The sequence below is a fragment of the Kutzneria chonburiensis genome, from assembly GCF_028622115.1.
Lineage (GTDB): Bacteria > Actinomycetota > Actinomycetes > Mycobacteriales > Pseudonocardiaceae > Kutzneria > Kutzneria chonburiensis.
Genome location: NZ_CP097263.1, coordinates 1,114,054 through 1,136,198, shown reverse-complemented (window position 1 = coordinate 1,136,198; position 22,145 = coordinate 1,114,054). Strand labels below are relative to the sequence as shown.

The following is a 22,145-nucleotide window of genomic DNA, read 5'->3' as shown; positions in this document are numbered from 1 at the left end:
GCATGACCGAGGACTACGGCACGTTCCTGCGCGCGGAGCTGGGCCGGATCGAGCAGCACAACGCGGACGCGCTGGACAAGATCGCGGACGTGCTGCTGGCCGCGATCAAGGCGGACGGCACGGTGCTGGCCGCCGGCGCCGGGCACTCGCTGGCCGCCGTGGCCGAGACGTTCTACCGCGCCGGCGGCCTGGCCTGCGTGCGGCCGCTCTACCACCCGTCGCTGCTGCCCATGCACGGCGCGGTGTCCAGCACCAACGCCGAGCGCAAGTCCGGCCTGGCCGCCGAGGTGCTGGCCGGCGTGGAGCTGTCCGAGCGGGACGTGCTGATCATCTTCTCCACCTCGGGCATCAACCCCTATCCGGTGGAGCTGGCCCGGCAGGCCAAGGCGGCCGGCACGCCGGTCGTCGCCTTCACCTCCATCCCGACCAGCTCGGTCGCGCCCAAGCGGGCCGGAAGCACGCTGGCCGAGGAGGCCACGTTCGTGCTCGACAACCTGGTCATTCCGGGCGATTCGGCCTATCCGCCAGCCGCGCCGGTGACCGCGCCGAGTTCGTCGCTGGCCAACGCCTTCCTGTGGAACCTGCTGCTGGTTCGGCTGCTGGACCGGGCAACGGCCAGCGGTTTCGACCTGCCGCTGTGGCGCAGCGCCAACGTCGAGGGCGGCGACGCGGCCAACAAGGCGTTGCTGGCCAGGTACACGCCCCGGATCGACGTCCTGGCGTGACGGAACAGACACCAGGAGTGCGTAGAAATACCGAGGAAAGGAAGTCGGGGAGGGTCTAGCGTCCGTCGTGACGCTCAAGGGGGGCCTGAACTTCATGCAGTCGAAGACCAGATGGTGGATCCTCGGCACGGGTGGCACGGCCGTGGTTGTCGTCCTGTCCATGGCCGGCTACCTGCTGCTCGCGCCGGGGCCGGCCTACGTGCCGCCGCAGAACTCGCCGGCCACGCAGCCGCAGGCGCTGACGGCCGACGACGTCGCCCATGCGTACGCCCAGGGTTTCGAGACACTCGACCCCACGGCCGCGGCCAAGGTGACCGACGACCCGACGGCGGCGACCGCGGCGCTCACCCTGGTGTTCAAGAACATGAGCAATGCTCGACTGACGGCGAGCCTGGCCGGCAACGCGGTGGGCGACACGGCCAGCATGAACGTGGACTGGCACAGCGGCCAGCTCGACATGGCCTACCAGGTGCCGCTGAAAATGGTGCAGGCCAACGGAAAGTGGGCCGTGCACTGGACGGACGCGGACATCCACCCCGAGCTGGCGAAGGGTCAGTCGCTGGCCCTGCGGACCACGCCCGGCGGCTCGTCGCTGACCGACCGCAACGGCCAGCCGATGACCATGGACTCGGTGCCGAAGTCGGTCAAAGCCGGTGTGCAGCAAGCGATCGGCGGCGACCTACAGGCGGTCGACGGGCACTCGATCACCATCGTGGACGCGACCGGCACTGACGTGAAGACGTTGGAGCAGAAGGAAGGCACCAAGAAGGCGGCCTACGCGCTGACCATCGACGGCACCGTCCAGGCCGCGGCCCAGAAGGCGGTCGACGGCGTCCAGGGCGCGGCGACGATCGTCGCGTTGCAGGCGTCCACCGGCGAGGTGCTGGGCATCGCCACCAACTCGGCGTTCGACAGCGGCAACCTGAGCCCGCTCACCGGCACCTTCCCGCCCGGCTCCACGATCAAGATCGTGACGGCCACCGCGGCCATCGAGCACGGCCTGACCGCCAACTCGACCGTGAACTGCCCCAACACCGTCCACATCGGACCGCGCACGATCCCCAACGAGGACACGCTCAAGCTCGGCTCGCCGCCGGACTACGCGACCGCGATGCACGAGGCGTTCGCCTACTCGTGCAACACCACGTTCGCCCAGCTGGCGGCGAATCTGGGCGCGAACGACCTGCCCACCGCCGCCCACCAGCTCGGCCTCGGCGTGGACTTCGACATCCCGGGCATGACCACCAACACCGGACGTATCGACGCGGCGAGCGACGAGGTCGATCGCGCGGTCGACGGCTTCGGCCAGGGCACCGACCTGGTCAGCCCGTTCGGCATGGCGGTGGTCGCCGCCACCGTCCACAACGGACACGCGACGACGCCGATGCTGTTGAGGGTCAGCAGACCACCGCGACCGGGCAGGTCGCGGCGCCGTCGGCGGGCGTGCTCGACCAGGTGCGCACCATGATGCGTGAGGTGTGCACGGTGGGCACGGCTCGCGGGCTGGCGTCGCTGCCGGGCACGTACGGCAAGACCGGCACGGCCGAGGTCGGCGACGGGGCCGCGCACGGCTGGTTCGTCGGCTACCGCAACGACGTGGCCTTCGCGGTGCTGCTGCCGCACGCGGACTCGTCCGGCCCCGCGGTGAACGTGGCCGGCACGTTCCTGCGCACGATCGGCTGATCCCAACTGATCACCCGGACGGCGATGATCACCCTAATGATGTAAGGGGAACAGTCGTCCGGGTGCAGCCTCGCCCTACTTCTTCTTGGTCCTGGTGGCACCGCCCCGGCCCCGAAGAGTCACGCCGGACTCGGACAACACCCGGTGCACGAAGCCATAGGACCGCCCGGTCGACTCCGCGAGCGCGCGGATGCTGGCGCCCTTCTCGTACTTCTTCTTCAGGTCAGCGGCCAGCTTGTCCCGCGTGGGCCCCGTGATCCGGGCGCCCTTCTTCAGGTCAGCCACCTTGTCCCGCCTTCCGTGGGAGTGCAGGTCGGGCCGTGTTCGGCCCCTGTCGTCGCAATGATCGAACACGACGGGCCCGAACGCCAGACGATCAAGCAAAATCATCTCTCGGTGATCGTTGAGTTACGTCTGGCTGATCACCGGAGTGATGGAAGTGATCAGTGTTTCCATTGTGGCAGATCAGCGGCTCGACCAGCGGATCACGCCAACTCGATCAGCTCGAGGTAGTCGTCGGACCAGTGGTCCTCGGTGCCGTCCGGCAACAGGATCACCCGCTCGGGTTCCAGTGCCTGAACCGCGCCCGGGTCGTGGGTCACGAGCACCACCGCGCCCTCGAAGCGGCGCAGCGCGTCCAGCACCTGCTCGCGGCTGGCCGGGTCCAGGTTGTTGGTTGGCTCATCCAACAGCAGCACGTTGGCCGCGCTGGACACCAGGCCGGCCAGCGCCAGCCGGGTCTTCTCGCCGCCGGACAGCGTGCCGGCCGGCTGGTCCAGCTGCTCGCCGCTGAACAGGAACGTGCCGAGCAGCGAGCGCAGCTGCTGCTCCTGGGTGTCCGGCGCGGCGTGCCGGATGTTGGCCCAGACCGAGGCGTCGTGGTCGAGGGTCTCGTGCTCCTGCGCGTAGTAGCCGATCCGCAGGCCGTGCCCGGGCACGAGCCCGCCGGCGTCGGCCTTCTCCATCCCGCCGAGCAGCCGCAGCAGCGTGGTCTTGCCGGCGCCGTTGAGCCCGAGCACCACGACCTTGCTGCCGCGATCGATGGCCAGGTCGACGCCGGTGAAGATCTCCAGCGAGCCGTAGGACTTGCTCAGCCCCTCGGCCATCAGCGGCGTCTTGCCGCACGGGGCCGGCTGCGGGAAGCGGATCTTCGCCACCTTGTCGGCGGTGCGCTGGTCCTCAAGGCCGGACAGCAGCTTCTCGGCCCGCTTGGCCATGTTCTGCGCGGCGACCGCCTTGGTCGCCTTGGCCCGCATCTTGTCGGCCTGGGCCATCAGCGCGGACGCCTTCTTCTCGGCGTTGGCCCGCTCGCGGCGGCGGCGCTTCTCGTCCGATGCCCGGGCTTCCAGGTACTTCGACCAGCCCATGTTGTACATGTCGACCTCGCCGCGGGTGGCGTCGAGGAACCAGACCTTGTTGACCACGTCGGCCAGCAGCTCGACGTCGTGGCTGATCACGACCAGGCCGCCGGTGTGCTGCTTGAGGAACGAGCGCAGCCAGGCGATGGAGTCGGCGTCGAGGTGGTTGGTCGGCTCGTCCAGCAGCAGCGTGGTGCCGGCCTTGCCGCCGACGCCGGATTCCGAGGCGCCGAACAGGATGCGGGCCAGCTCGACCCGGCGGCGCTGGCCGCCGGACAGCGTGCGCAGCGGCTGGGCCAGCACGCGGTCGGCCAGGGCCAGGTTGGCGCAGATCCGCGCGGCTTCGCTCTCGGCCGCGTACCCGCCGAGCGCGCCGAAGCGCTCCTCCAGCCGGCCGTACTTGCGGACCGCGGTGTCCAGCGCGTCCTGGTCGACCAGCTCGGCCATGGCCGTCTGCGCCTTCTCCATCTCGCGCAGCAGCTGGTCGAGCCCGCGGGCCGAGAGCACGCGGTCCTTGGCCGTGACGGACAGGTCGCCCTCGCGCGGATCCTGTGGCAGGTAACCGAGTTCGCCGCTGCGGCGGACCTCGCCGGCGTAGGGCTGGCCCTCGCCGGCCAGCACGCGCAGCGAGGTCGTCTTGCCGGCGCCGTTGCGGCCGACCAGGCCGATGCGGTCGCCCGGCTGCACGCGCAGCGTGGCGTCGGAGAGCAGGATGCGCGAACCCGCGCGCAGTTCAAGGTCAGTGACGGTGATCAAGGCAGACTCCGGGTCGATGTGATCGCGGGCAGGGCTCGTCCGCCCACCGGCTCGCGGCCGGCGGGCCCGGGGGCCGCCTAGCAGATCAGCTTGATCACGGGACCAGTTTACGGGCCGGCGCGAGCCGATTTCGCCAACCCCCGCACTTCACCGCGCAGTTGTGACACGACACACAGCTACCACGCGTCAAATGTGAATGTCTTGACTACTCCATTCGAGCTATGCCTACACTCCGCCGGACGCAGGAAGTTGCTAGATCAACAACTTTCCGTGATCGCCAGCAGTCCACTTGAGATCACGTTCCGCCGCCAATGATCTCTTTCCGGGGTAAGCGCTTTCCCTGTGTGCCCTCGCGCGCCCGGAATCCGACCGGTGAGGGGAATTCCTTGCTCCGAAAGCACAAGTGGCTGCCGTTGGCCGCCGCGACCCTGCTTGCCGCCGTGCTCACGCCCGTTGCCGCCGCCGCGCCGGCCGACCCGATCGCCGCCGGCGGCTCCAACTACGACTTCTACTCGCTCAGCGGCGGCTGCGACCGCGAACCGTACGGGACCGTGGACAGCTTCGAGCGCGGCCGGGACACCATCACCGCGCAGCTGGGCCAGATGTACGCCGGCGGCCAGCGCCGGCTGCGGATCGGCATCTTCCACCAGCACGCCGCCGACTCCGGCACCGTCATGGACTCCAGCTCCGGCGATCTCTCCCCTGTCGATCGCCAGCAGCTCGTCGACCTGCTCGCCGCGGTGAAATCGGCCGGGTTCCAGGAGATCGAGGTGGCGTTCCACCCGATCGGCGCCGACGACCCGCACGGCTGGGACGCCATGGACGAGTCGGCGTACCAGGAGGACTGGGGCGTCATCTCGAACCTGCACCCGCTGATCGCGGCGGCCGGCATCCCGTACCGCATCGACCTGCTCAACGAGGGCATGCCGATGTCGTCCGAACCGGTGCTGCGCTCGTACGCCCAGCGCCTGTGGGGCGACTACACCTCGCGCTTCGGCAGCGACGACACCGTCGGCTTCTCCATGACGGTGTGGATCGCCGACCGGGCCACGCAGCTGTCCGCGGTGTACGGGAGCAATCCGCCCAGCGTGTTCGACGTGCACCTGTACGGGGACAGCTGGAACGGCGACGAGTACAAGCAGTTCGTCGACGCCGACCAGAAGATGACCTCGCTGGGCTACCACCAGCAGTGGATCATCGGCGAGACCTACTTCGACGACGGCACCGCGGCCGACGGCATCCGCCGGGCGATCGCCGACACCGGCCGTTCCGTCCGCTACCTCACCCAGTGGCCGCTGACCCGGGCCCAGAAATGCTCCGACGTCGACCAGGCCCCACCCATCTCCTTCTCCGCCTACACCGCCGCCGGCTTCTGATGCTTGGAAGGGGGCTTTCCTACACTCCGAGTGTTGGAAAGCCCCCTTCCAAGCGTGATGTGCCGGCTCTGCCAGTCTGACGCGGTGATGCGTCGGTGGTTGCCCGTGGTGCTGGCCGTCCTCGTGGTCGTCGTGACGACCCTGGTCCGTCCCACCGGCACCGTGTCGCTGGCCGGCGGTTCCAACTACGACTTCTACGACCTGGCCAACGGCTGCGGCCGGGAGAAGTTCGGCACGGTCGACAGCTTCGACCGTGGCCGGGACACGATCACCGAGCAGCTGCGCCAGATGTACGACGCGGGCCAGCGGCGGCTGCGCATCGGTATCTTCCACCAGCACGGCCCGGACACCGGCACGGTGATGGACTCCAGCACCGGCGACCTCTCCCCCGCCGACCGCGGCCAGCTCACCGACCTGCTGGCGGCGGTCAAAAAGGCCGGTTTCCAGGAGATCGAGGTGGCGTTCCACCCGCAGGGCGACGACTCCCCGCAGGACTGGACGGCCATGGACGAGCAGGCCTACCAGGAGAACTGGAGCCTGATCCGCACCCTGCACCCGCTGATCGCGGCGGCCGGCATCCCGTACCGCATCGACCTGCTCAACGAGGGCATGCCGATGTCGTCCGAACCGGTGCTGCGGTCCTATGCCAAGCGGCTGTGGGCCGACTACACGCGGGAGTTCGGCAAGGCCGACACGGTCGGCTTCTCCATGACGGTGTGGATCGCCGACCGGGCCACCCAGCTGCACGCCGTCTACGGCGACAACCCGCCGGACGTGTTCGACGTGCACCTGTACGGCGACTACTGGAACGGCGACGAGTACCGCCAGTTCGTGGACGCCGACAAGAAGATGACCGCGCTGGGCTACCACCAGCCGTGGATCATCGGCGAGACCTACTACGACGACGGCTGGGCCGCCGCCGACATCCGCCACGCCATCGGCGCCACCGGCCGCCAGGTGCTGTACGTGACCCAGTGGCCGCTCACCCGCGACCGGCGGTGCTCCGACGTCGACGTGGCCCCGCCGACCCACTTCCTGACCGGCCGCTAGGGCACCAGCGGCCGCACCTGCTCGGTCACGAAGCGCACGAAGCCGACGGGGTCGGGCTCGTCACCGGTCGGCTGGAGGATCACGGTGTCGGCGCCGGCGCCGACCAGTTCCCGCACCGCGGCGGCGACCGTTTCGGCGTCTCCGGCAACGCCGTTCTCCGGGTCCGTGCGACGCAGACGCTCCAGCGCATCGGGTCCGGTGGCGACGTGCAGCGACGCGATGATCTCGTGGTCGATGAACTTCCGGATCTCGCGCGTGGCGTCGATGGACTGGTCGGCGACCAGCAGCGTGCCGTCGGCCGCCTCGGCGGTGAGCCGCAGCGTCTTGGGCCCCTGGCCGCCGGCGTAGACCTTCACCGGGGTCGACGGCGGCCAGTCGAGGCGGACCCTGTCCAGCTTCACGTAGCGGCCGTCGACCGTGACCTCCTCGCCGCGCAGCAGAGCCCGCAACGCGTCGAGGTACTCCCGCAGCAACGTCATCGGGGACGACACCCGCGCGCCGGCCTGGCCCATCCAGCCCTGCACACCGTGCCCGACACCGAGGATCACCCGGTCGGGGAACAACCGGTGCAGGGTGGCGACCTCCATGCCGGCCAGCGCGACGTTGCGCAGCGGCACCGGCAGCAGCCCGATGCCGACGGGCAGCCGCTCCGTCCAGGCCAGGGCGGCCGCCGCGGCGGCGACGCCGCTCTCGGAGAAGCAGTCCTCCCACACCCACAGCTGGTCGAGGCCGGTGGCCTCGGCCGTCTCGGCCATCGGGCGCAGGAGCTCGGGCGGGAACTGGGGACGGAACACGGTGCCGAGGGCAGTCATGCCGCCTTTCCTACCAGCCACCAGTCCGGTTGATCACGTCCATGAGCGTGCCTGGTTCCTCGACGTGCAGGTTGTGGCCGAGGCCGGCCAGCACCTCGACGTGCTCGGCCAGCGCCCGGACCTGCTCGGGCGAGCTCATCGGGTCGTTCTCGCCGGTCACCATCAGCACCGGGCACTTGGCCGCGGCCAGCAGCCCGCGCATGTCCGGCCGGCCGACCGCGAAGGTCGCCGGGTCCAGCGCCAGCCGCCAGCCGTCGCCGGTCGCGGCCAGTCCGTCCGGGTCGGCCGGCATCAGGCCGCCGAGCCCGGACACCTTGAGGTAGCGCTGAGCGGCCTCTTCCTTGCTGCCGAACATCTTCACCGGCCGCTGGGCCATCGCCGCCGCGCCGGCGAGCTCGTCGTCGGTCCACTCGACCTTCACACCGACGGCCACCGCGCGCCGCACCTCGACCCCGTACCAGCCGCTGGCCAGGGCGATCGCCAGCACGCCGCCGAGGGAATGCCCGATCACCGTGACCGGCTCGCCGGCCGGCAGGTGCTCGGCCACCGCACCGGCCATGGCGCCGAACGAGTACCGTTTGAGCCGGCCGGATCTGCCGTGTCCGGGCAGGTCGGGGGCGATCCAGCGGCGGTCGAGCCGCTCGGTGAGGCCGTCCCACACCGCGCCCGTCGCGCCCAGCCCGTGCAGCAGCAGCACGGTCGGTCCACCGGTTCCGCCCGTTCGCACCCTCAACGTGTCCACCGGGCGGATCTTTCCCCACCACGGCCCCGGCGGGCTAGCGTCGTGGCCGTGGACGCGGGCGTGATCACTGATCCGGAGACGTACGTGCACGGTGTGCCGCACGACCTTCTCGACTCGCTGCGGGCGCGGGCGGCGGTCGTCCGGGTGGACGACTTCTGGGTGGTGCTGCGGCATGCCGAGGTGCGGCAGGTGCTGCGCAATCCGCAGCTGTTCTCGTCCCATCTCGGCGGCACGCAGATCCGTGACCCTCGCACGGCCGAGGATCTGCGGTACGTGCGGCGAATGATGCTCAACATGGATCCGCCGGACCATCCCCGGCTGCGTGGGCTGCTGGCCCGGGCCTTCACGCCGCGGGCGGTGGCCCGGCTGACCGATCGGATCACCGTATGGGCGGATGATCTCGTCGCGGCGGTGCAGGACGACGGCGAGGCCGATCTGGCCAAGCAGCTGGCTGATCTGCCGCTGCTGGTGCTGGCCGACGTGTTCGGTGTGCCGGAGCAGGACCGACGGCTGATGTTCGACTGGAGCAGCCGGGCCATCGGCTTCCAGGACGCCGAGTACGCGTCGATCGACACTGTGGATCTTTCTGGCGTGACCTCCTTGGCTCGCGCCGCGTTGGCCGTGCGCCCCGAGCCGGGGCCGGACGGCACGATGCCCGATCCCCGTACCCGCGCCGGAATGCCCGACCTGTACGCCTATGCCACGGCGCTGGGTGAGCACAAGCGTTTGCAGCCGGGCGACGACGTGATGAGCAACCTCATGCGGTATGTGGACGACGACGGCGGACGGGTGTCGATCGAGGAGTTCGAGAACCTGTTCTGGCTGTTTTCCGTGGCCGGCAACGAAACCCTGCGCAACGGCATCCCCGGCGGGCTGATCGCGTTGATGTCGAATCCGGCCGAGTACCGGCGGCTGCTGGCCGACCGGTCGCTGCTGCCCACCGCCGTCGACGAGATGCTGCGGTGGTGGACACCCGTGATGCACTTCCGCCGCACGGCAACCGCCGACACCACACTGTCCGGAGTGGACATTCGCGCCGGCGACAAGGTGGTGGTGTGGTTCTCGTCGGCCAACCGGGATCCGCTGGTGTTCGATGATCCGCACCGTTTCGACGTCGGCCGCACGCCCAACGACCACCTGACGTTCGGCCACGGCCCGCACTTCTGTCTCGGCGCCCAGTTGGCCCGGGCCCAGATGACCGCCGTCTTCACCGCCGTGTTGGACCGTTTGGGCGAGATTCGCCCGGCCGGCCCGCCGGTGCGGCTACGGTCGAGTTTCCAGAACGGGGTGAAGAGCCTGCCGGTCGCCTGGAAGGGTTGAGACGTGCTCAAGTTCGTCGTCGGGGTGGCGCTGGCCACCGTCGCCACCAGCTGCGGTCCCCAAACCCAGCCTGGAGGTCCGCCGGTCACGCCCACCTCGTCGTTCGTGCAGCACTGGGCCATGCCCAACCTGGTCGGCTCCGGTCTGCAGGACGCCCAGGACGCCATCCAGAAGCTGACCGACAACAAGATCTTCTTCACCAGCTCGCACGATGCCGGCGGCCGCGGCCGGCATCAGGTCCTCGACCGCGACTGGAAGGTGTGCAACCAGAACATCGCCGCCGGCACCCAGATCCAGGCCGGCGTGAAGATCGACTTCGGCGTGGTCAAGCTGTCGGAGCGGTGTCCCTGAGCAGCCGGGCGGCCGCTTGATTGTCCCGCCATGTCTGTAGGGCCGCCGGCACCATCACGACCATCACGACAATGGCCAGCCAGAAGGAGACCTGCCCCCATAGCGACGGGTCGACGAGGTCAGCCCGCAGCCCACTGGCGAGGAGCGGGATCAGCGCCACCGGGACCCACACCTGGATCCGGATCAGCACCTGGCGGCGGGCCCACTCCCGGGCCACACCCAGCAGTTCGACCGGCACCGGCTCGCCGCGGCGCAACGCCCGCATCATCCGCCGCCAGTCCGACCGCGACACGGTCTTCCACGGCTCGAACGCGAACAAGCGCATGCCGTGCCGGCGCAGCACGACCGTCATCCGGATCAGGATGGCCGCCAGTGCCACGAAGCTGACCAGTTCGGCCAGCCCGAAAATCATCCCCCACATGGGCGCGAATGCTACGCCGCAGCGCCATTCAGAAACCGTCGGGCGGCAACGTAGTACTGCCACAGCATCAGGCTCACCAGGACCAACACGACCAAGCAGACAACCAGAACCCAGACCATGGCCGCCAGGACCTCGCTGCCACCCGTGACGGCGTTCAGCAGCAACGCGAGCAGCGCCACCGACAGCCACAGGTAGGCCCAGCCGTAGCGGGCCAGCACGAGGACGAACCGGGCCCAGCGCTCGGCGTGGCCCTGGAGCTCAGGCGGCACCGGCTGACCGCGCTGAATCGCGCGCAGCAGCTGCTTCCGTACCGGCTTCGGCAGATCAGCCATCGGCTGCCGGCTCGGCATCGTCGAGTATCCGTTGCGCCGCATCGCGGCCTTGGCCCGGACGAAGCCGACGATCGCCAGCACGATGGCGATCAAAACGACAAACAGGAGAAATATTCCCACCATGACGCGGCATCGTAATGTCGAGGACGGCTTCGGGGCAGCGACTTTAAGGTGACCGCTGACTACTGGAGGGAACCCGATGGACTTCGAGCGCCACTGCGCCGAGATCGTCAACCAGACCGAACTGCTCGCCGAGGGCATCGCCGGGGCGGACCTGACCGCGACAGTGCCGTCCTGCCCGGAGTGGACGCTGGGCGGGCTGCTGCGCCACTTGGGCGGGGCGCACGCGTGGATCGAGGAGGTCGTCCGCACGCGGGCTCAGGAGCCGGTGCCGGACCCGTCGCGTGACGTGAACGGTGACGACTCGGGCGAGCCGCCGGTGGAGTGGCTGCTGGACGGTGCGACGCGGCTGGCGGCCTCGATCCGTGACGCCGGGCCGGACACCAAGGTGTGGACGCCGCTGGCGCCGATGCCGGTGTCCTTCTTCGCCCGCCGGATGGCCCACGAAACGCTGGTGCACCGGGCCGACGCGATGCTGGCCGCCGGCCGGGAGTTCGTGGCCGGGCCCGAGGTCGTGACCGATGCGATCGACGAGTGGATGGAGCTCGACGCGCTGCCGCAGCACTTCGAGTTCAACCCGGCCAAGCGGGACCTCCTCGGCCCCGGCCGCACCTTGTCCTTCCGCGCCACCGACGCCGACGTGGCCTGGCACGTGGACCTCACCGGCGACGCCATCGTCAACGGGCGCGGCCTTTCCGACGCGGCCGTCACGGTCGAGGCCCCGCTGACCGAGCTGCTGCTGATCATCTACCGCCGTCAGGAGCCGGTCGGCGTGACCGGCGACGCCGACCTGCTCACCTTCTGGTCCAAGCACGTCACCTTCGGCTAAGGGGCGACGGCCACCCACAGCGGCAGCGGGTGGCCGCTCTCCTTGGGCGTGAGGCGCTGCACGGCGGCGAAGCCGGCGGCGGTGAGCCCGGCGGTGACCTGCGCGCCGGTGATCACCTGGTGCCGGGTGGAGACGGCCCGGATCAGTTCCCACTGGCTGCCCGAGCGGGCCAGCTGCAACACCTCGAGGCCGTAGGACTGCCCGTCGTCGGCCCAGTCCCACAGCTGCACGGTCACCTGCCGCTGATCGCCCCGCCCCGACACCCGCGGCGGCGGGGCGGTCGGGCGCAGCCGGCGGAGTTTGTCCAGCTCCGGCACGGCGGCGATGAACAGGCCGCCCGGACGTAGCGCGAGGCGGGCGGCCGACAACGCGGCGTCGAGGCCGTTCTCGTGGGCCAACCGGGGCAGCAGGTCGTCATTGGCATGGACCACGTCGACCTGGTTGGGCGGCATCTGGGCCAACACGTCGAGCAGATCGACGAAACGGTGGTCGCCGGGACCCAGCACAGCCGTGGCCACGTCGATGAACACACGGTCGCCCGCGGGTCTCGGTGTGGTCACCGAGCAAGACTACGGGTCGGCCACCTGGCGGCTTGCCGACGGTCCGACACTAAGGTGAACCAACTCGAACGCGGGACCGTCGAACCGGCTACAGCTGGACACTCGGCGACTCCAAGTAATACTTTACGCCATCAGGAGTACACACAGCCTCCGTTCAGAGGTGCCACGGTCACGTGCTCACCCAGTAGTGTCACTGCTGCGTGACAAGTTGACAGCGAGGAGTCACTATGACGATCGCTGCTGGTCATCCGGACCTGTCGTTCGTCGACACCGTGCCAGCCGACCGGGACGAACTGGTCGGCCTGCTGGCCACCGGTCCGTTTCCCGACGCCTTGCGCGCCGCGATCAAGACCAGCCGGTTGAGCCTGGACCGCATCCAGCACCGGCTGGGGCTGCGCGGCATCACGATCAGCGTCGCCACGCTCAGTTACTGGCAGTCCGGCCGCAGACGTCCCGAGCGGCCGGAGTCGCTGGAGGCCCTGCGCCACCTGGAGGCCGTGCTCGGCGTGCCGCCGAGCTCGCTGACCGCGCTGCTCGGCCCACCGCGGCCGCGTGGCCGTCGCAGCCGGCCGACCCGCGTGCTGCCCATCGACGCACTGTGGTCGCGGCGGGAGCGCCTGGCCGCGCTGCTCAACCGGGTCGACACCAGCTCCGACTGCCGGCTCGGCCGGCTCAGCCAGCACGACCGCATCGAGGTCGCGCCGGACGGCGGGCAGCGCTCGCTGTGGGTGCGCCAGGTGCTGCGGGCCGAGCAGGACGGCGCCGACCGCTGGGTGCTCGTCTACGACGCCGAGTCCGGGCCCGGGATGATTCCCGAGCTGACCAACCTGAGCAACTGTCGGGTCGGCCGTACCGCCGTGGACGAGGAGTCCAGCATCATGGTGGCCGAGCTCGTCTTCGACCGCACGCTCGCGCGCGGCGACACCGTGATCATGGAGTACCAGCTCAACAATCCCGGGCCGCAGTATCCGGCCAGCGGCAACGCCTACTGCCGCAAGTTCCGGCTGCCGGTGCGGGAGTACGTGATCGAGGTGCGGTTCGACCAGTCGCACCTGCCGGCCCGCTGCCAGCAGTACGCCGTGCCGGCCGGCGAGGAGGGCCCCTCCCGCCGCCGCAACCTCACCCTCGACCCCTCCGGCGGTGTGCACTCGGTCGCCCTGGGCTTCGGCCCCGGCGTCTTCGGCATCCGCTGGGACTGGCCCAGCCGCTAGCCGTTCTCGAACGAAGAGCCCGTCGCCCTGCCCCGGCGACGGGCTTTTTCGTACATTGGCCGTTCTCCTAAATTAGGAATAATTATTGACAGCACCGCCCCTCCCCGGTTACCTTCCTCGCGGCAGCAGCGCAGCCGCCAGGAACGAGGTCATCGATGTCCCGCTTGTTACGCAGACTCACGCTCGCCTGCGCGATCGCGCTCGGCATCGGCTCGCTGACGGCTCCCGTCGCGACCGCCGAGGTGGCGCCCAACGACGCCGGCGTCGTCTCCCCCACCCCGTACATGGGCTGGAACACCTACTTCGGCGTCGGGCGACCGACCGAGGACAACGTGCACAGCGTCGCCAACTTCCTGGTGTCGAGCGGCCTGGCCAGGTCCGGCTACAACATCGTGTGGCTGGACGGCGGCTGGCAGGCCGACAACACCCCGCGCGACGCGGGCGGCAACCTGGTCGTCGACCCGGCGCGCTGGCCGCACGGCCTGGACAACCTGGTCAAGTTCATCCACGGCCTCGGCCTGAAGGCCGGCATCTACACCGACGCGGGTGCCTACGACGGCAAGAACTGCGGCCTCGGCAGCGGCGGCGGCTACTACCAGCGCGACGCCAACCAGTTCGCCAAGTGGGGCTTCGACGCGGTCAAGATCGACTTCCTCTGCGGCCTGGCCCAGAAGCTGGACCCGGCGGTCGTGTTCAAGCAGTTCTCCGACGCCGTGGCCAACTCCGGCCGCAAGATGATCCTCAACCTGTGCGACCCGGTCACCGGCGAGTGGGGCGTGCCCGACTGGCCGTCCACCCGGCAGGCCGGCTACGCCTACACCTGGGGCCCCGGCGCGGCGACCTCCTGGCGCACCGACACCGACGTCGCCTTCGGCAACCCGACCCAGGGTGAATGGCCGGCCGTGGTGCGCAACATGGACGACAACGCGGCGCATCCGGAGGCGCAGAGCCCCGGTCACTACAACGACCCCGACTACCTGATCCCGATGCGTCCCTTCCCGACCGGCGGCACCGAGCTGACCGAGGAGGAGTCGACCACGCAGTTCGTGATGTGGGCGGAGATGGCATCGCCGCTGATCATCGGCTCCGACCCGCGCACGCTGCCCCAGTCCATGCTGGACACGTTGAAGAACCCGGAGATCCTGGCCGTCGACCAGGACCGGCTGGCCATCCAGGGCGTGCGGATCGGCGACTCCGGCGGCGGCAGCGTCTATAGCAAGGTGTTGTCGGGCAAGGGAAACCGCGCGGTCGTGCTGTTCAACCGCGGCACCGCCCCGGCCGACATGACGGTCGACTTCGCCAAGGCCGGCCTCAGCGGCACGGTCCAGGTGCGTGACCTGCGGGCCCGCGCCGACAAGGGCAGCGCCACCGGCTCCTACACCGCCACGGTTCCGGCCCACGGCACCGTGATGCTGAAGCTGGCCGGCAAGGACCTCGCCCCCGGCGCCGACCTCGGCGGCAACGCCAGCGACAGCCCGGCCCTGGTCCGCTTCGACGACACGCACGCGCACGTCTTCGTGCGTGACGTGTCCGGCCAGCTCGCCGAGAGCACGGTCGGCAGCGGCTCGTGGGCCAAGCTCGGCGGCCCGACCAACAACCAGATCGTCGGCCAGCCGGCGGCGTACGGGTCCGGCACCGACCGGGTGGACGTCTTCGTGCGGGGCACGGACAACGCCGTGTACCAGCGGACCTTCGAGCACGGTTGCTGGGGTCGCTGGATCAAGCTCGGCGGCAGCGTGACCGACGCCCCGACCGTCGCCTTCACGTCCCCGACCCAGTGGACCCTGGTGGCCCGCGGCGCGGACGGCAAGGTGTGGCAGCGCGGCAACACCGGCAGCTGGACGTCGCTGGGCTCGCCCAGTGACAAGCCGACCTACGGCCGGCCCAGCGCGGTCGCCGACGCCAACGGCACGCACATCGTCGTGCGAGCCTTCGACGACAGTGCTTGGCTGTGGGAGCAGGGCACCGGCTGGACCGGTCTCGGCGGCGTGATCAGCACCGCGCCGACGCTGCTGGCCACCTCCGGCCGGCTGTACATGTTCGCCCGAGCCAGTGACTACACGCTGTGGCAGCGCAACTTCACCGACGGCGCGTGGGGAGGATGGTTCCCCCGCGGCGAGTACGCCAGCAACGCCATCGTCGGCACCCTCGGTGTCGCCGCCGGCGCAGGAGGCTCGGCGTGGGTGGCCGTCCGCGGAGTGGACGACCACGTGCACCAGACCGTGCTGTGAGGAGCAGTTTTGGCTGAAAGAGTTGCAGTCGTGACGGGGGCCGCGTCGGGTATCGGCGCGGCCACCGCCCGGCGGCTCACCGCGGACGGCTACCGGGTGGTCGGCATCGACATCGCCGACGGCCCCGAGGTGGCCGTCCGCGGCGACGTGAGCGCCCAGGAGACGTGGGATCTCGCCGCCGAGGCCGCCGCCGGGCCCGTGGACGCATTGGTGAGCAACGCCTTCACCGTTGTCGTGAAGCCGTTGCACGAGCAGACGCCGGCCGAGTGGTCGCGTCAGATCGACGTCAACCTGACCGCCGCTTACCTTGGCGCACACCAGTTCCTGCCGTCGCTGCGCGAGCGGCGCGGCGCGATCGCGCTGGTGTCGTCGGTGCACGCGCGGGCCGGGCTGCCGGGTCATCCCGCGTACGCCGCGAGCAAGGGCGCGTTGGTGTCGTTGGGTCGGCAGTTGGCTGTGGAGTACGCGCCCGAGGTGCGGGTCAACACGGTGCTGCCGGGACCGGTGCTCACCGGTGCGTGGGACCGAGTGTCCGAAGAGGACCGGTTGCGCAGCCAGGATTCCACGCCTATGCGACGTCTCGGCGACCCGGCCGAGGTGGCGTCGGTGGTGGCGTTCCTGCTGTCCTCGGAGGCGTCCTTCGTCACCGGCGCCGACCTGGTGGTCGACGGCGGCTGGACCGTGGCCAAGGACTCGGCGTGATCAGCGGGTCAGGATCACTCGGGCCGGCGCGGCCTCGGCGGCGGTGAGGCGGATGGGCAGGCAGGTCAGCTGGTAGTGGCCCGGTGCGGCGGCGGCCAGGTCGAGGCCCTCGATGATCGGCACGCCCGCGCCCAACAGGGTGTGGTGGGCCGGAAAGTCGGTGGTGCCGAAGCATTCCACCGACAGGTAGTCGATGCCGACCAGGCGGATGCCCTTGGCCACCAAGGCTTCCGCCGCTTGCGCACTGACCGCGACGTAGCCGGGGTCGAAGGGCTTGAACAGCCGGCCGGTGGTGGAGTTGGTGGTGCGGAACAACACCCGCTCCACGCCGGCCGGCAGCTCGGCGACGTGGTCGGCGCGGATCGGGCTGTCGTCGGGGATCCCGACCACGTGGACCGGCCCGCACAGCACGTCCAGCGGGATGTCCTCGATGCCGGCCGCGCCGGGGATGAAGTGCGACGGGGCGTCGACGTGGGTGCCCTGGTGGGCCGACAGCGTCCACTTGCTGGCGTCGGACTCCTCGCCGCGGTCCATGCGGGTCTCCCACTCGCACACCGGGGACGTGCTACCGGGCCAGTGCGGCATGTCCGGCCTGACGGCCAGCGTGACGTCGATCAGCATGCCGGCAATGGTATGAACCATGTCAATATGTATCCATAATTAATGATTTGAAGTACAGTGAGCAACGTCCGGCGACCAGGCGTGAGGCGGGGGCTAGTGAAGATCACTGACATCGAGACGTTCCTCGTGCCGCCGCGCTGGCTGTTCCTCAAGGTCAGCACGGACGAGGGCGTCATCGGGTGGGGCGAGCCCGTGGTCGAGGGCCGGGCCGAGACCGTGCAGGCCGCCGTGCGCGAACTGGCCGACCTGGTGCGCGGGCAGGACCCGCTGCGCATCGAGGAGCACTGGCAGGTGTTGCGGCGCAGTGGCTTCTACCGTGGCGGCCCGGTGCTCTCCAGCGCGCTCGCCGGCTACGACCAGGCGCTGTGGGACATCGCCGGCAAGGTGCGCGGCGTGCCCGTGCACGAGCTGCTCGGCGGTCCCGTACGCGACCGCGTCCGGGTCTACTCCTGGGTCGGCGGCGACCGTCCACAAGGGATTCGCGAGGCGGTGCAGGGTCAGGTCGACCGGGGCTTCACCGCCGTGAAGATGAACGCCTGCGGGCCGATCGACGCCATCGCCACCCCGGCCGACGTCGACGGCGTGCTGGCGCGGGCCCATGAGGCCCGTGACGTGCTCGGCCCCGAGCGTGGGCTGGCCATCGACTTCCACGGCCGCGTCTCCCCCGCGATGGCCAAGCGCCTGCTGCCGCGGCTGGAGGAGGTGCAGCCGCTGTTCGTGGAGGAGCCGATCCTGCCCGAGTTACCGGCCGATGTGCTCAAGTCCGTTGTGGACTCCTCCCCGGTGCCGATCGCCACCGGGGAGCGGCTCTACTCCCGCTGGGAGTTCAAGCCCGTGCTGGACGCCGGCATCGCCGTGGCACAACCCGATCCCTCACACGCCGGCGGCATCTCCGAGCTGCGCCGCATCGCTTCCCTGGCCGAGATCTACGGCGCCAGCATCGCGCCGCACTGCCCGCTCGGGCCGATCTCGTTGGCCGCCAGCGTGCAGGTCGCGTTCGCCACGCCCAACTTCCTGATCCAGGAACAGAGTCTGAACCTGCACTACAACGCCGGCAGCGAGCTGACCGGGTATCTTCTGGACACCGCCCCGTTCGCCTTCGTGGACGGGCAGATGGCCCGGCCGACCGGCGCCGGGCTGGGTATCGAGATCGACGAGGACGCCGTGCGCCGGGCCGCCGAGATCGGCCACGCGTGGCGGTCGCCGCTGTGGCGGCACGAGGACGGGAGTCTCGCGGAGTGGTGACCTTTGGGGAAGTCCTGCGGTCGAGCCGGTTGGTCGGCATCGTCCGGGGCGACGGCGTCGGCCACACCCGGGACGCCGTGCGGGTGTTGTTCGAGTCCGGCGTTCGGCTGGTCGAGGTTTCGCTGACCGGCCCTGGTGCGCTGGAAGCCATCTCCTCCATCCAGGTCCCCGAAGGCTGTTGGCTCGGCGCCGGCACCGTGCGGTCCGCCGACGACGCCTCCGCCGCCATCACCGCCGGCGCGACGTTCGCCGTCAGCCCCGCCCTCACCGCCTCGGTCACCGCCTGCGTCGCCGCCGGCCTGCCCATCCTGGCCGGCGCCCTCACCCCCACCGAGGTCGAATCCGCCGTCTCCGTCGGCGCCGAGGCCGTCAAGCTCTTCCCCGCCTCCCTCGGCGGTCCCGCCTACCTTTCCGCCCTGCGCCAACCGTTTCCGAACGTTCCGTTCGTACCGGTCGGCGGCGTCGGCGTCGCCGAGGCCGAGTCCTACCTCGCCGCCGGCGCCATCGCCGTCGGCGTCGGCTCCCCGCTGGTCGGCGACGCCGCTGCGGGCGGCGACCTGTCCGCGTTGGCCGACCGCGCCGCCCGCTTCGTCAAGCTGGCGTCGGCGTAGCGGCGTCGACCACCGCCTGGAGGAGGCGCTGGGGGTCCTCGGCGATGCGGTTGCAGACGTAGAGCCACCACTCGGTGCCGAACACGATGTACTCGCGCGTGGGATGGCCCAGCGCGGCCATCTCGGCGAGGCGGTCGGGGCCGAGGCCGAGCAGGGTCTCGAACTCCCACGGGGCGTCAGGGCGGGGCGTGCGGTCCTGGGCGATCGCGCGGATGAGGTCCCAGTCGTGGGTGGCGTACGAGCAGAGGTGCCCGTCGAGCTGATCGGCGTAGCGCAGGTAGGCCTCGGCCAACTCGGGGGCCTCGCGGGGCCAGGCGACGTCGGTGGGCTCCAGGAAAGCGCCCTTGACGAGGCGGATCCGGCCGGGGCGGTCGAGCAGGCGGGGCAGGTCCTGGACGGTCCGGTGCAGCCGGGCCTGCACGGTGACGCCGACGTGCTCGAAGCGCTCGCAGAGGCGACCGTGCAGGGCCAGGACGGCATCGGTCCGGTCGGAGCCCTCGGCCGAGATCACCATCTCCCGGCCGGTGTCGGCGGTGGCCTCGGCGATGGCGATGGCGTTGCGCAAAGCCAGATCCGCGTCGATAGCCAGCCCGATGTGCGACAGGTCGAGGGAGAGCGAACAGCCGGCCGGCAGTTCCTTGGCCGCGTCGAGGAAAACCTGCGTCTCCTCGACCGCGCGAGCGGCGTCGCGGCAGCTCTCGCCCATGTACTCGACGTTCACCCGGTGCCCGGCCGCCTGGATCTCGGCGGCCCGCGGCAACGCGTCGGCCAGGCTGTCGCCGGCCACGTAGCGACGGGCGATCCGCCGGGCCAGCGGGCCGAGCACGGGATCGGCGGGGATCCGCCACTTCAGGTCCTCGTCGAGGGCCAAGGTGCGCAGCACCTGCGCGGCCTGCGCGGAAACGTCGGTCATGAACCGATCGTGCCAGCGCGGGCTCGCGGATCCGCGCCAGTCAGCCGATCACTGCCCGGAGATGCGACGCAGGTCCTCGCTGGCCTTGTCGACCAGGGCCCGCATGGCCTGCTCGGCGGCCTCGGCGTCCCGCGAGCGGATGGCGTCCAGCACCTCGCGGTGGCTGGGCACGGGATCGTCGGCCGGGTCGGCGTTGTGCACGACCTGGTCCCGCATGGCCAGGCCGCTGGCGATGACCCGCTCCATCTGCACGACGAGCTGGTTGTGGGTGGCGCCGAGCAGCGCCCGGTGGAAATCGAGGTCGGCGTCGACGAGCTTGCCGGGGTTGCCGGCGGCCTCGCTCATCCGGGTCAGCGCGTCGTCCAGTTCGGCCAGGTCCTCGTCGGTGGCCCGCTGGGCGGCGAGCTTGGCCGCGGCCGGCTCCACGATGGACCGGACCTCGGCCAGGTGCTCGAGCAGGTCGGGGTCGGGCGGCCCGGCCGAGCGCCAGCGCAGCACGTCGCCGTCGAGCATGTTCCAGCTGCTGCGCGGCCGCACGAAGGTGCCGCGCTTCTGCCGGGCGTCGATGATTCCCTTGGCGGACAACACCTTCAGCGCCTCACGGAGCGCGGTGAGGCTGACGTCCAGCTCCTCGCGCAGCGCGAGCAGGTCCAGCGTCGCGCCCTCCGGAATCTCGCCGGACAGGATGCGCAGCGCGAGCGCCTCCACGGTCTGCCCGTGCACTCCCCTGAGCTGGTACCCGCTCAACACCCCTCCACCCGTCACACACCGAGGGTCTACAGTATCGCTCAGCCACCGCAGATACTAATTTAGTAATATATCTTGACACCGCCGCCTCGCGGTTGCAACCTCACTGTCACTTCCCACCCACGTGAACGACAGGGGTCGCCGATGACCACCACGGGCTTCTCCAGGCGCGGTTTTCTCGCCGGACTCGGCGCCGTAGGCGCGGCCACCGCCCTCGGCGGCTGCGTGACCTCGACCGGCAGCCAGGCCGCCGGCGGGTCGGCCTCCGGCCCGGTGACTTTGCAGTCCAACCTCTCCGCGCCCTCGGCCAAGGCCGCCATGCAGGCCCTGGTCGACAGCTTCAACAAGAAGGGCGGGACCCAGGCCAGCCTGAACACGGTCGCGTCCGAGACCTTCCGCACCCAGCTGCCCACGTACCTGACCTCGGCCAACCCGCCGGACGTGCTCACCTGGTACGCCGGCTCGGTGGCCCGCTCGTACGCCGGCAAGAACCTGCTGCTCGACGTGAGCGAGGTCTGGAACGGCCTTGCCGGCTACAGCGACGCGCTCAAGCAGCTCAGCACCGACAGCGGCAAGCAGATCTTCATCCCGGCCAGCTACTACTTCTGGGGCATGTTCTACCGGAAGTCCAACTTCGCCAAGTGGGGCGTGACCGCGCCGACCACCTGGGCCGAGTTCCTCCAGGTCTGCGAGACGATCAAGTCGAAGGGCGTGACCCCGATCGGCCTCGGCGCGGACAACTCGACGCCGTGGGTGGCCTCGGGCTGGTTCGACTACCTCAACGTCCGCATCAACGGCGCGAACTACCACCGCGAGCTGCTGGCCGGCAAGCACAGCTTCGCCGACCCGCAGGTGCACAAGGTGTTCGACCAGTGGAAGACGGCGCTGCCCTACTTCGACCCCAAGGGCACCGCACTGTCCTTCCAGGACGCGACGACCAACCTGCTGCAGGGCCGCACCGGCATGATGCTGATCGGCACCTTCCTGCTCGACACCACGCCCAAAGAGGACGTCGACGACATCGACTTCTTCCGGTTCCCGATCGTCGACCCGAACATGCCGCTGGTCGAGGAGGCCCCGACCGACGGCTTCTACGCCAGCGCGCACACCCAGCGCAAGCCGCAGACCCTCGAGTTCCTCAAGTACCTCACCACGGTCGAGGCCCAGGAGGCGTACCTGAAGTCCTCGGCCGGCAGCTCGCTGCCGGCCAACTCCACCGCCAAGGACTCCGGCACCCCCTTGATCACCAAGGGCAAGGAGATGCTGAACAAGGCGGCCGACCTGACCCAGTTCTTCAACCGCGACTCCAGCGACGCCCTGCAACCGACGGCCGACGCGGCGCTGATCAAGTTCATCCAGCACCCGGAACAGATCGACTCCATCCTCACCGACTGGCAGAGCGCCGCGAAGAAGGTCTGGACCTCCTGAG

At 70.1% G+C, this 22,145-nt stretch carries 24 protein-coding genes; 14 read left to right on the top strand and 10 right to left on the bottom strand.

Annotation, left to right across the window (positions count from 1 at the left end):
* Positions 1-2 precede the first annotated feature (2 nt).
* The 3 genes from M3Q35_RS05385 to M3Q35_RS05375 all read left to right on the top strand — a co-directional run bounded on the left by M3Q35_RS05385 (position 3) and on the right by M3Q35_RS05375 (position 2,408).
* Complete coding sequence (locus tag M3Q35_RS05385) at positions 3-725, top strand: sugar isomerase domain-containing protein (protein ID WP_273940502.1); 723 nt, start codon at positions 3-5, stop codon at positions 723-725.
* Between the two features lie 67 nt (positions 726-792).
* Complete coding sequence (locus M3Q35_RS05380; RefSeq protein ID WP_273940501.1) at positions 793-2,193, top strand: penicillin-binding transpeptidase domain-containing protein; 1,401 nt, start codon at positions 793-795, stop codon at positions 2,191-2,193.
* A complete protein-coding gene (locus M3Q35_RS05375) occupies positions 2,190-2,408 on the top strand; it encodes a penicillin-binding transpeptidase domain-containing protein (protein WP_337960564.1) in 219 nt (72 codons plus the stop codon). The genes M3Q35_RS05380 and M3Q35_RS05375 overlap by 4 nt, the downstream gene beginning before the upstream one ends.
* Positions 2,409-2,483: 75 nt before the next feature.
* Here the strand turns inward: M3Q35_RS05375 and M3Q35_RS05370 are convergent, their stop codons facing one another.
* Together M3Q35_RS05370 and M3Q35_RS05365 are read right to left on the bottom strand one after the other, a co-directional pair.
* The gene (locus M3Q35_RS05370; protein WP_043728482.1) at positions 2,484-2,693 is read right to left on the bottom strand and encodes a helix-turn-helix domain-containing protein; all 210 of its coding nucleotides are present in this window, start codon (positions 2,691-2,693) and stop codon (positions 2,484-2,486) included.
* A 200-nt stretch (positions 2,694-2,893) separates the two neighbouring features.
* On the bottom strand, positions 2,894-4,522 hold the full coding sequence (locus M3Q35_RS05365; RefSeq protein ID WP_273940499.1) for an ABC-F family ATP-binding cassette domain-containing protein: 1,629 nt from the start codon (positions 4,520-4,522) through the stop codon (positions 2,894-2,896).
* A gap of 386 nt (positions 4,523-4,908) precedes the next feature.
* Here M3Q35_RS05365 and M3Q35_RS05360 point away from each other — a divergent pair, with 386 nt between their 5' ends.
* On the top strand, positions 4,909-5,898 hold the full coding sequence (locus M3Q35_RS05360) for a hypothetical protein (RefSeq protein ID WP_273940498.1): 990 nt from the start codon (positions 4,909-4,911) through the stop codon (positions 5,896-5,898).
* Positions 5,899-5,982: 84 nt separating this feature from the next.
* Entirely contained in the window at positions 5,983-6,948 is a 966-nt protein-coding gene (locus tag M3Q35_RS05355; protein ID WP_273940497.1) for a hypothetical protein, read from the top strand.
* Here the strand turns inward: M3Q35_RS05355 and M3Q35_RS05350 are convergent.
* Positions 6,945-7,760, bottom strand: a complete 816-nt coding sequence (locus tag M3Q35_RS05350; RefSeq protein ID WP_273940496.1) for an LLM class flavin-dependent oxidoreductase — start codon at positions 7,758-7,760, stop codon at positions 6,945-6,947. The two genes, M3Q35_RS05355 and M3Q35_RS05350, sit on opposite strands and share 4 nt — an antisense overlap.
* Positions 7,761-7,770: 10 nt before the next feature.
* The gene (locus M3Q35_RS05345) at positions 7,771-8,502 is read right to left on the bottom strand and encodes an alpha/beta fold hydrolase (protein ID WP_273940495.1); all 732 of its coding nucleotides are present in this window, start codon (positions 8,500-8,502) and stop codon (positions 7,771-7,773) included.
* Between the two features lie 48 nt (positions 8,503-8,550).
* On the opposite strand from M3Q35_RS05345, the gene M3Q35_RS05340 reads away from it, so the two are divergent.
* Together M3Q35_RS05340 and M3Q35_RS05335 are read left to right on the top strand one after the other, a co-directional pair.
* A complete protein-coding gene (locus M3Q35_RS05340; RefSeq protein WP_273940494.1) occupies positions 8,551-9,822 on the top strand; it encodes a cytochrome P450 in 1,272 nt (423 codons plus the stop codon).
* Positions 9,823-9,825: 3 nt separating this feature from the next.
* Positions 9,826-10,173 (top strand): PASTA domain-containing protein, encoded by a 348-nt coding sequence (locus M3Q35_RS05335; protein WP_273940493.1) that lies wholly within the window; start codon positions 9,826-9,828, stop codon positions 10,171-10,173.
* Here the strand turns inward: M3Q35_RS05335 and M3Q35_RS05330 are convergent.
* Positions 10,148-10,594: a hypothetical protein gene (locus M3Q35_RS05330; protein ID WP_273940492.1), complete on the bottom strand. Its 447-nt coding sequence runs from the start codon at positions 10,592-10,594 to the stop codon at positions 10,148-10,150. The two genes, M3Q35_RS05335 and M3Q35_RS05330, sit on opposite strands and share 26 nt — an antisense overlap.
* A gap of 11 nt (positions 10,595-10,605) precedes the next feature.
* Positions 10,606-11,007, bottom strand: coding sequence for a hypothetical protein (locus tag M3Q35_RS05325; protein ID WP_273940490.1), 402 nt, complete (start codon positions 11,005-11,007; stop codon positions 10,606-10,608).
* Positions 11,008-11,125: 118 nt separating this feature from the next.
* On the opposite strand from M3Q35_RS05325, the gene M3Q35_RS05320 reads away from it, so the two are divergent.
* Positions 11,126-11,875 (top strand): maleylpyruvate isomerase family mycothiol-dependent enzyme, encoded by a 750-nt coding sequence (locus M3Q35_RS05320; RefSeq protein WP_273940489.1) that lies wholly within the window; start codon positions 11,126-11,128, stop codon positions 11,873-11,875.
* On the opposite strand, the gene M3Q35_RS05315 is transcribed toward M3Q35_RS05320, so the two are convergent.
* Positions 11,872-12,435, bottom strand: coding sequence for a hypothetical protein (locus M3Q35_RS05315; protein WP_273940488.1), 564 nt, complete (start codon positions 12,433-12,435; stop codon positions 11,872-11,874). The genes M3Q35_RS05320 and M3Q35_RS05315 overlap by 4 nt on opposite strands.
* A 227-nt stretch (positions 12,436-12,662) precedes the next feature.
* On the opposite strand from M3Q35_RS05315, the gene M3Q35_RS05310 reads away from it, so the two are divergent.
* The 3 genes from M3Q35_RS05310 (at position 12,663) to M3Q35_RS05300 (ending at position 16,579) form a co-directional block, all read left to right on the top strand.
* Positions 12,663-13,646, top strand: a complete 984-nt coding sequence (locus tag M3Q35_RS05310) for a helix-turn-helix domain-containing protein (RefSeq protein ID WP_273940487.1) — start codon at positions 12,663-12,665, stop codon at positions 13,644-13,646.
* Positions 13,647-13,801: 155 nt separating this feature from the next.
* Positions 13,802-15,877, top strand: a complete 2,076-nt coding sequence (locus tag M3Q35_RS05305) for a DUF8189 domain-containing protein (protein ID WP_273940486.1) — start codon at positions 13,802-13,804, stop codon at positions 15,875-15,877.
* Between the two features lie 30 nt (positions 15,878-15,907).
* Positions 15,908-16,579, top strand: a complete 672-nt coding sequence (locus M3Q35_RS05300) for an SDR family NAD(P)-dependent oxidoreductase (protein WP_273940485.1) — start codon at positions 15,908-15,910, stop codon at positions 16,577-16,579.
* Here M3Q35_RS05300 and M3Q35_RS05295 read toward each other — a convergent pair whose 3' ends face one another.
* Complete coding sequence (locus tag M3Q35_RS05295; protein ID WP_273940484.1) at positions 16,580-17,200, bottom strand: cyclase family protein; 621 nt, start codon at positions 17,198-17,200, stop codon at positions 16,580-16,582.
* 96 nt (positions 17,201-17,296) lie between these two features.
* On the opposite strand from M3Q35_RS05295, the gene dgoD reads away from it, so the two are divergent.
* The gene (gene dgoD / locus M3Q35_RS05290; RefSeq protein ID WP_273940482.1) at positions 17,297-18,445 is read left to right on the top strand and encodes a galactonate dehydratase; all 1,149 of its coding nucleotides are present in this window, start codon (positions 17,297-17,299) and stop codon (positions 18,443-18,445) included.
* The gene (locus M3Q35_RS05285; RefSeq protein ID WP_273940481.1) at positions 18,442-19,056 is read left to right on the top strand and encodes a bifunctional 4-hydroxy-2-oxoglutarate aldolase/2-dehydro-3-deoxy-phosphogluconate aldolase; all 615 of its coding nucleotides are present in this window, start codon (positions 18,442-18,444) and stop codon (positions 19,054-19,056) included. The genes dgoD and M3Q35_RS05285 overlap by 4 nt, the downstream gene beginning before the upstream one ends.
* Here the strand turns inward: M3Q35_RS05285 and M3Q35_RS05280 are convergent.
* Entirely contained in the window at positions 19,037-19,969 is a 933-nt protein-coding gene (locus M3Q35_RS05280; protein ID WP_273940480.1) for a proline dehydrogenase family protein, read from the bottom strand. The genes M3Q35_RS05285 and M3Q35_RS05280 overlap by 20 nt on opposite strands.
* Before the next feature lie 48 nt (positions 19,970-20,017).
* On the bottom strand, positions 20,018-20,716 hold the full coding sequence (locus M3Q35_RS05275; RefSeq protein ID WP_273940479.1) for a FadR/GntR family transcriptional regulator: 699 nt from the start codon (positions 20,714-20,716) through the stop codon (positions 20,018-20,020).
* A 144-nt stretch (positions 20,717-20,860) separates the two neighbouring features.
* On the opposite strand from M3Q35_RS05275, the gene M3Q35_RS05270 reads away from it, so the two are divergent.
* Entirely contained in the window at positions 20,861-22,144 is a 1,284-nt protein-coding gene (locus M3Q35_RS05270; protein ID WP_273940478.1) for an ABC transporter substrate-binding protein, read from the top strand.
* Position 22,145 lies beyond the last annotated feature (1 nt).

Bases quoted from the DNA above. Each gene is read 5' to 3' on its own strand.
- M3Q35_RS05385 (WP_273940502.1), top strand. From the start codon at position 3: ATGACCGAGGACTACGGCACGTTCCTGCGCGCGGAGCTGGGCCGGATC.
- M3Q35_RS05375 (WP_337960564.1), top strand. From the start codon at position 2,190: ATGATGCGTGAGGTGTGCACGGTGGGCACGGCTCGCGGGCTGGCGTCG.
- M3Q35_RS05350 (WP_273940496.1), bottom strand. From the start codon at position 7,760: ATGACTGCCCTCGGCACCGTGTTCCGTCCCCAGTTCCCGCCCGAGCTC.
- M3Q35_RS05330 (WP_273940492.1), bottom strand. From the start codon at position 10,594: ATGTGGGGGATGATTTTCGGGCTGGCCGAACTGGTCAGCTTCGTGGCA.
- M3Q35_RS05320 (WP_273940489.1), top strand. From the start codon at position 11,126: ATGGACTTCGAGCGCCACTGCGCCGAGATCGTCAACCAGACCGAACTG.
- M3Q35_RS05310 (WP_273940487.1), top strand. From the start codon at position 12,663: ATGACGATCGCTGCTGGTCATCCGGACCTGTCGTTCGTCGACACCGTG.
- M3Q35_RS05305 (WP_273940486.1), top strand. From the start codon at position 13,802: ATGTCCCGCTTGTTACGCAGACTCACGCTCGCCTGCGCGATCGCGCTC.
- M3Q35_RS05295 (WP_273940484.1), bottom strand. From the start codon at position 17,200: ATGCTGATCGACGTCACGCTGGCCGTCAGGCCGGACATGCCGCACTGG.
- M3Q35_RS05280 (WP_273940480.1), bottom strand. From the start codon at position 19,969: ATGACCGACGTTTCCGCGCAGGCCGCGCAGGTGCTGCGCACCTTGGCC.
- M3Q35_RS05270 (WP_273940478.1), top strand. From the start codon at position 20,861: ATGACCACCACGGGCTTCTCCAGGCGCGGTTTTCTCGCCGGACTCGGC.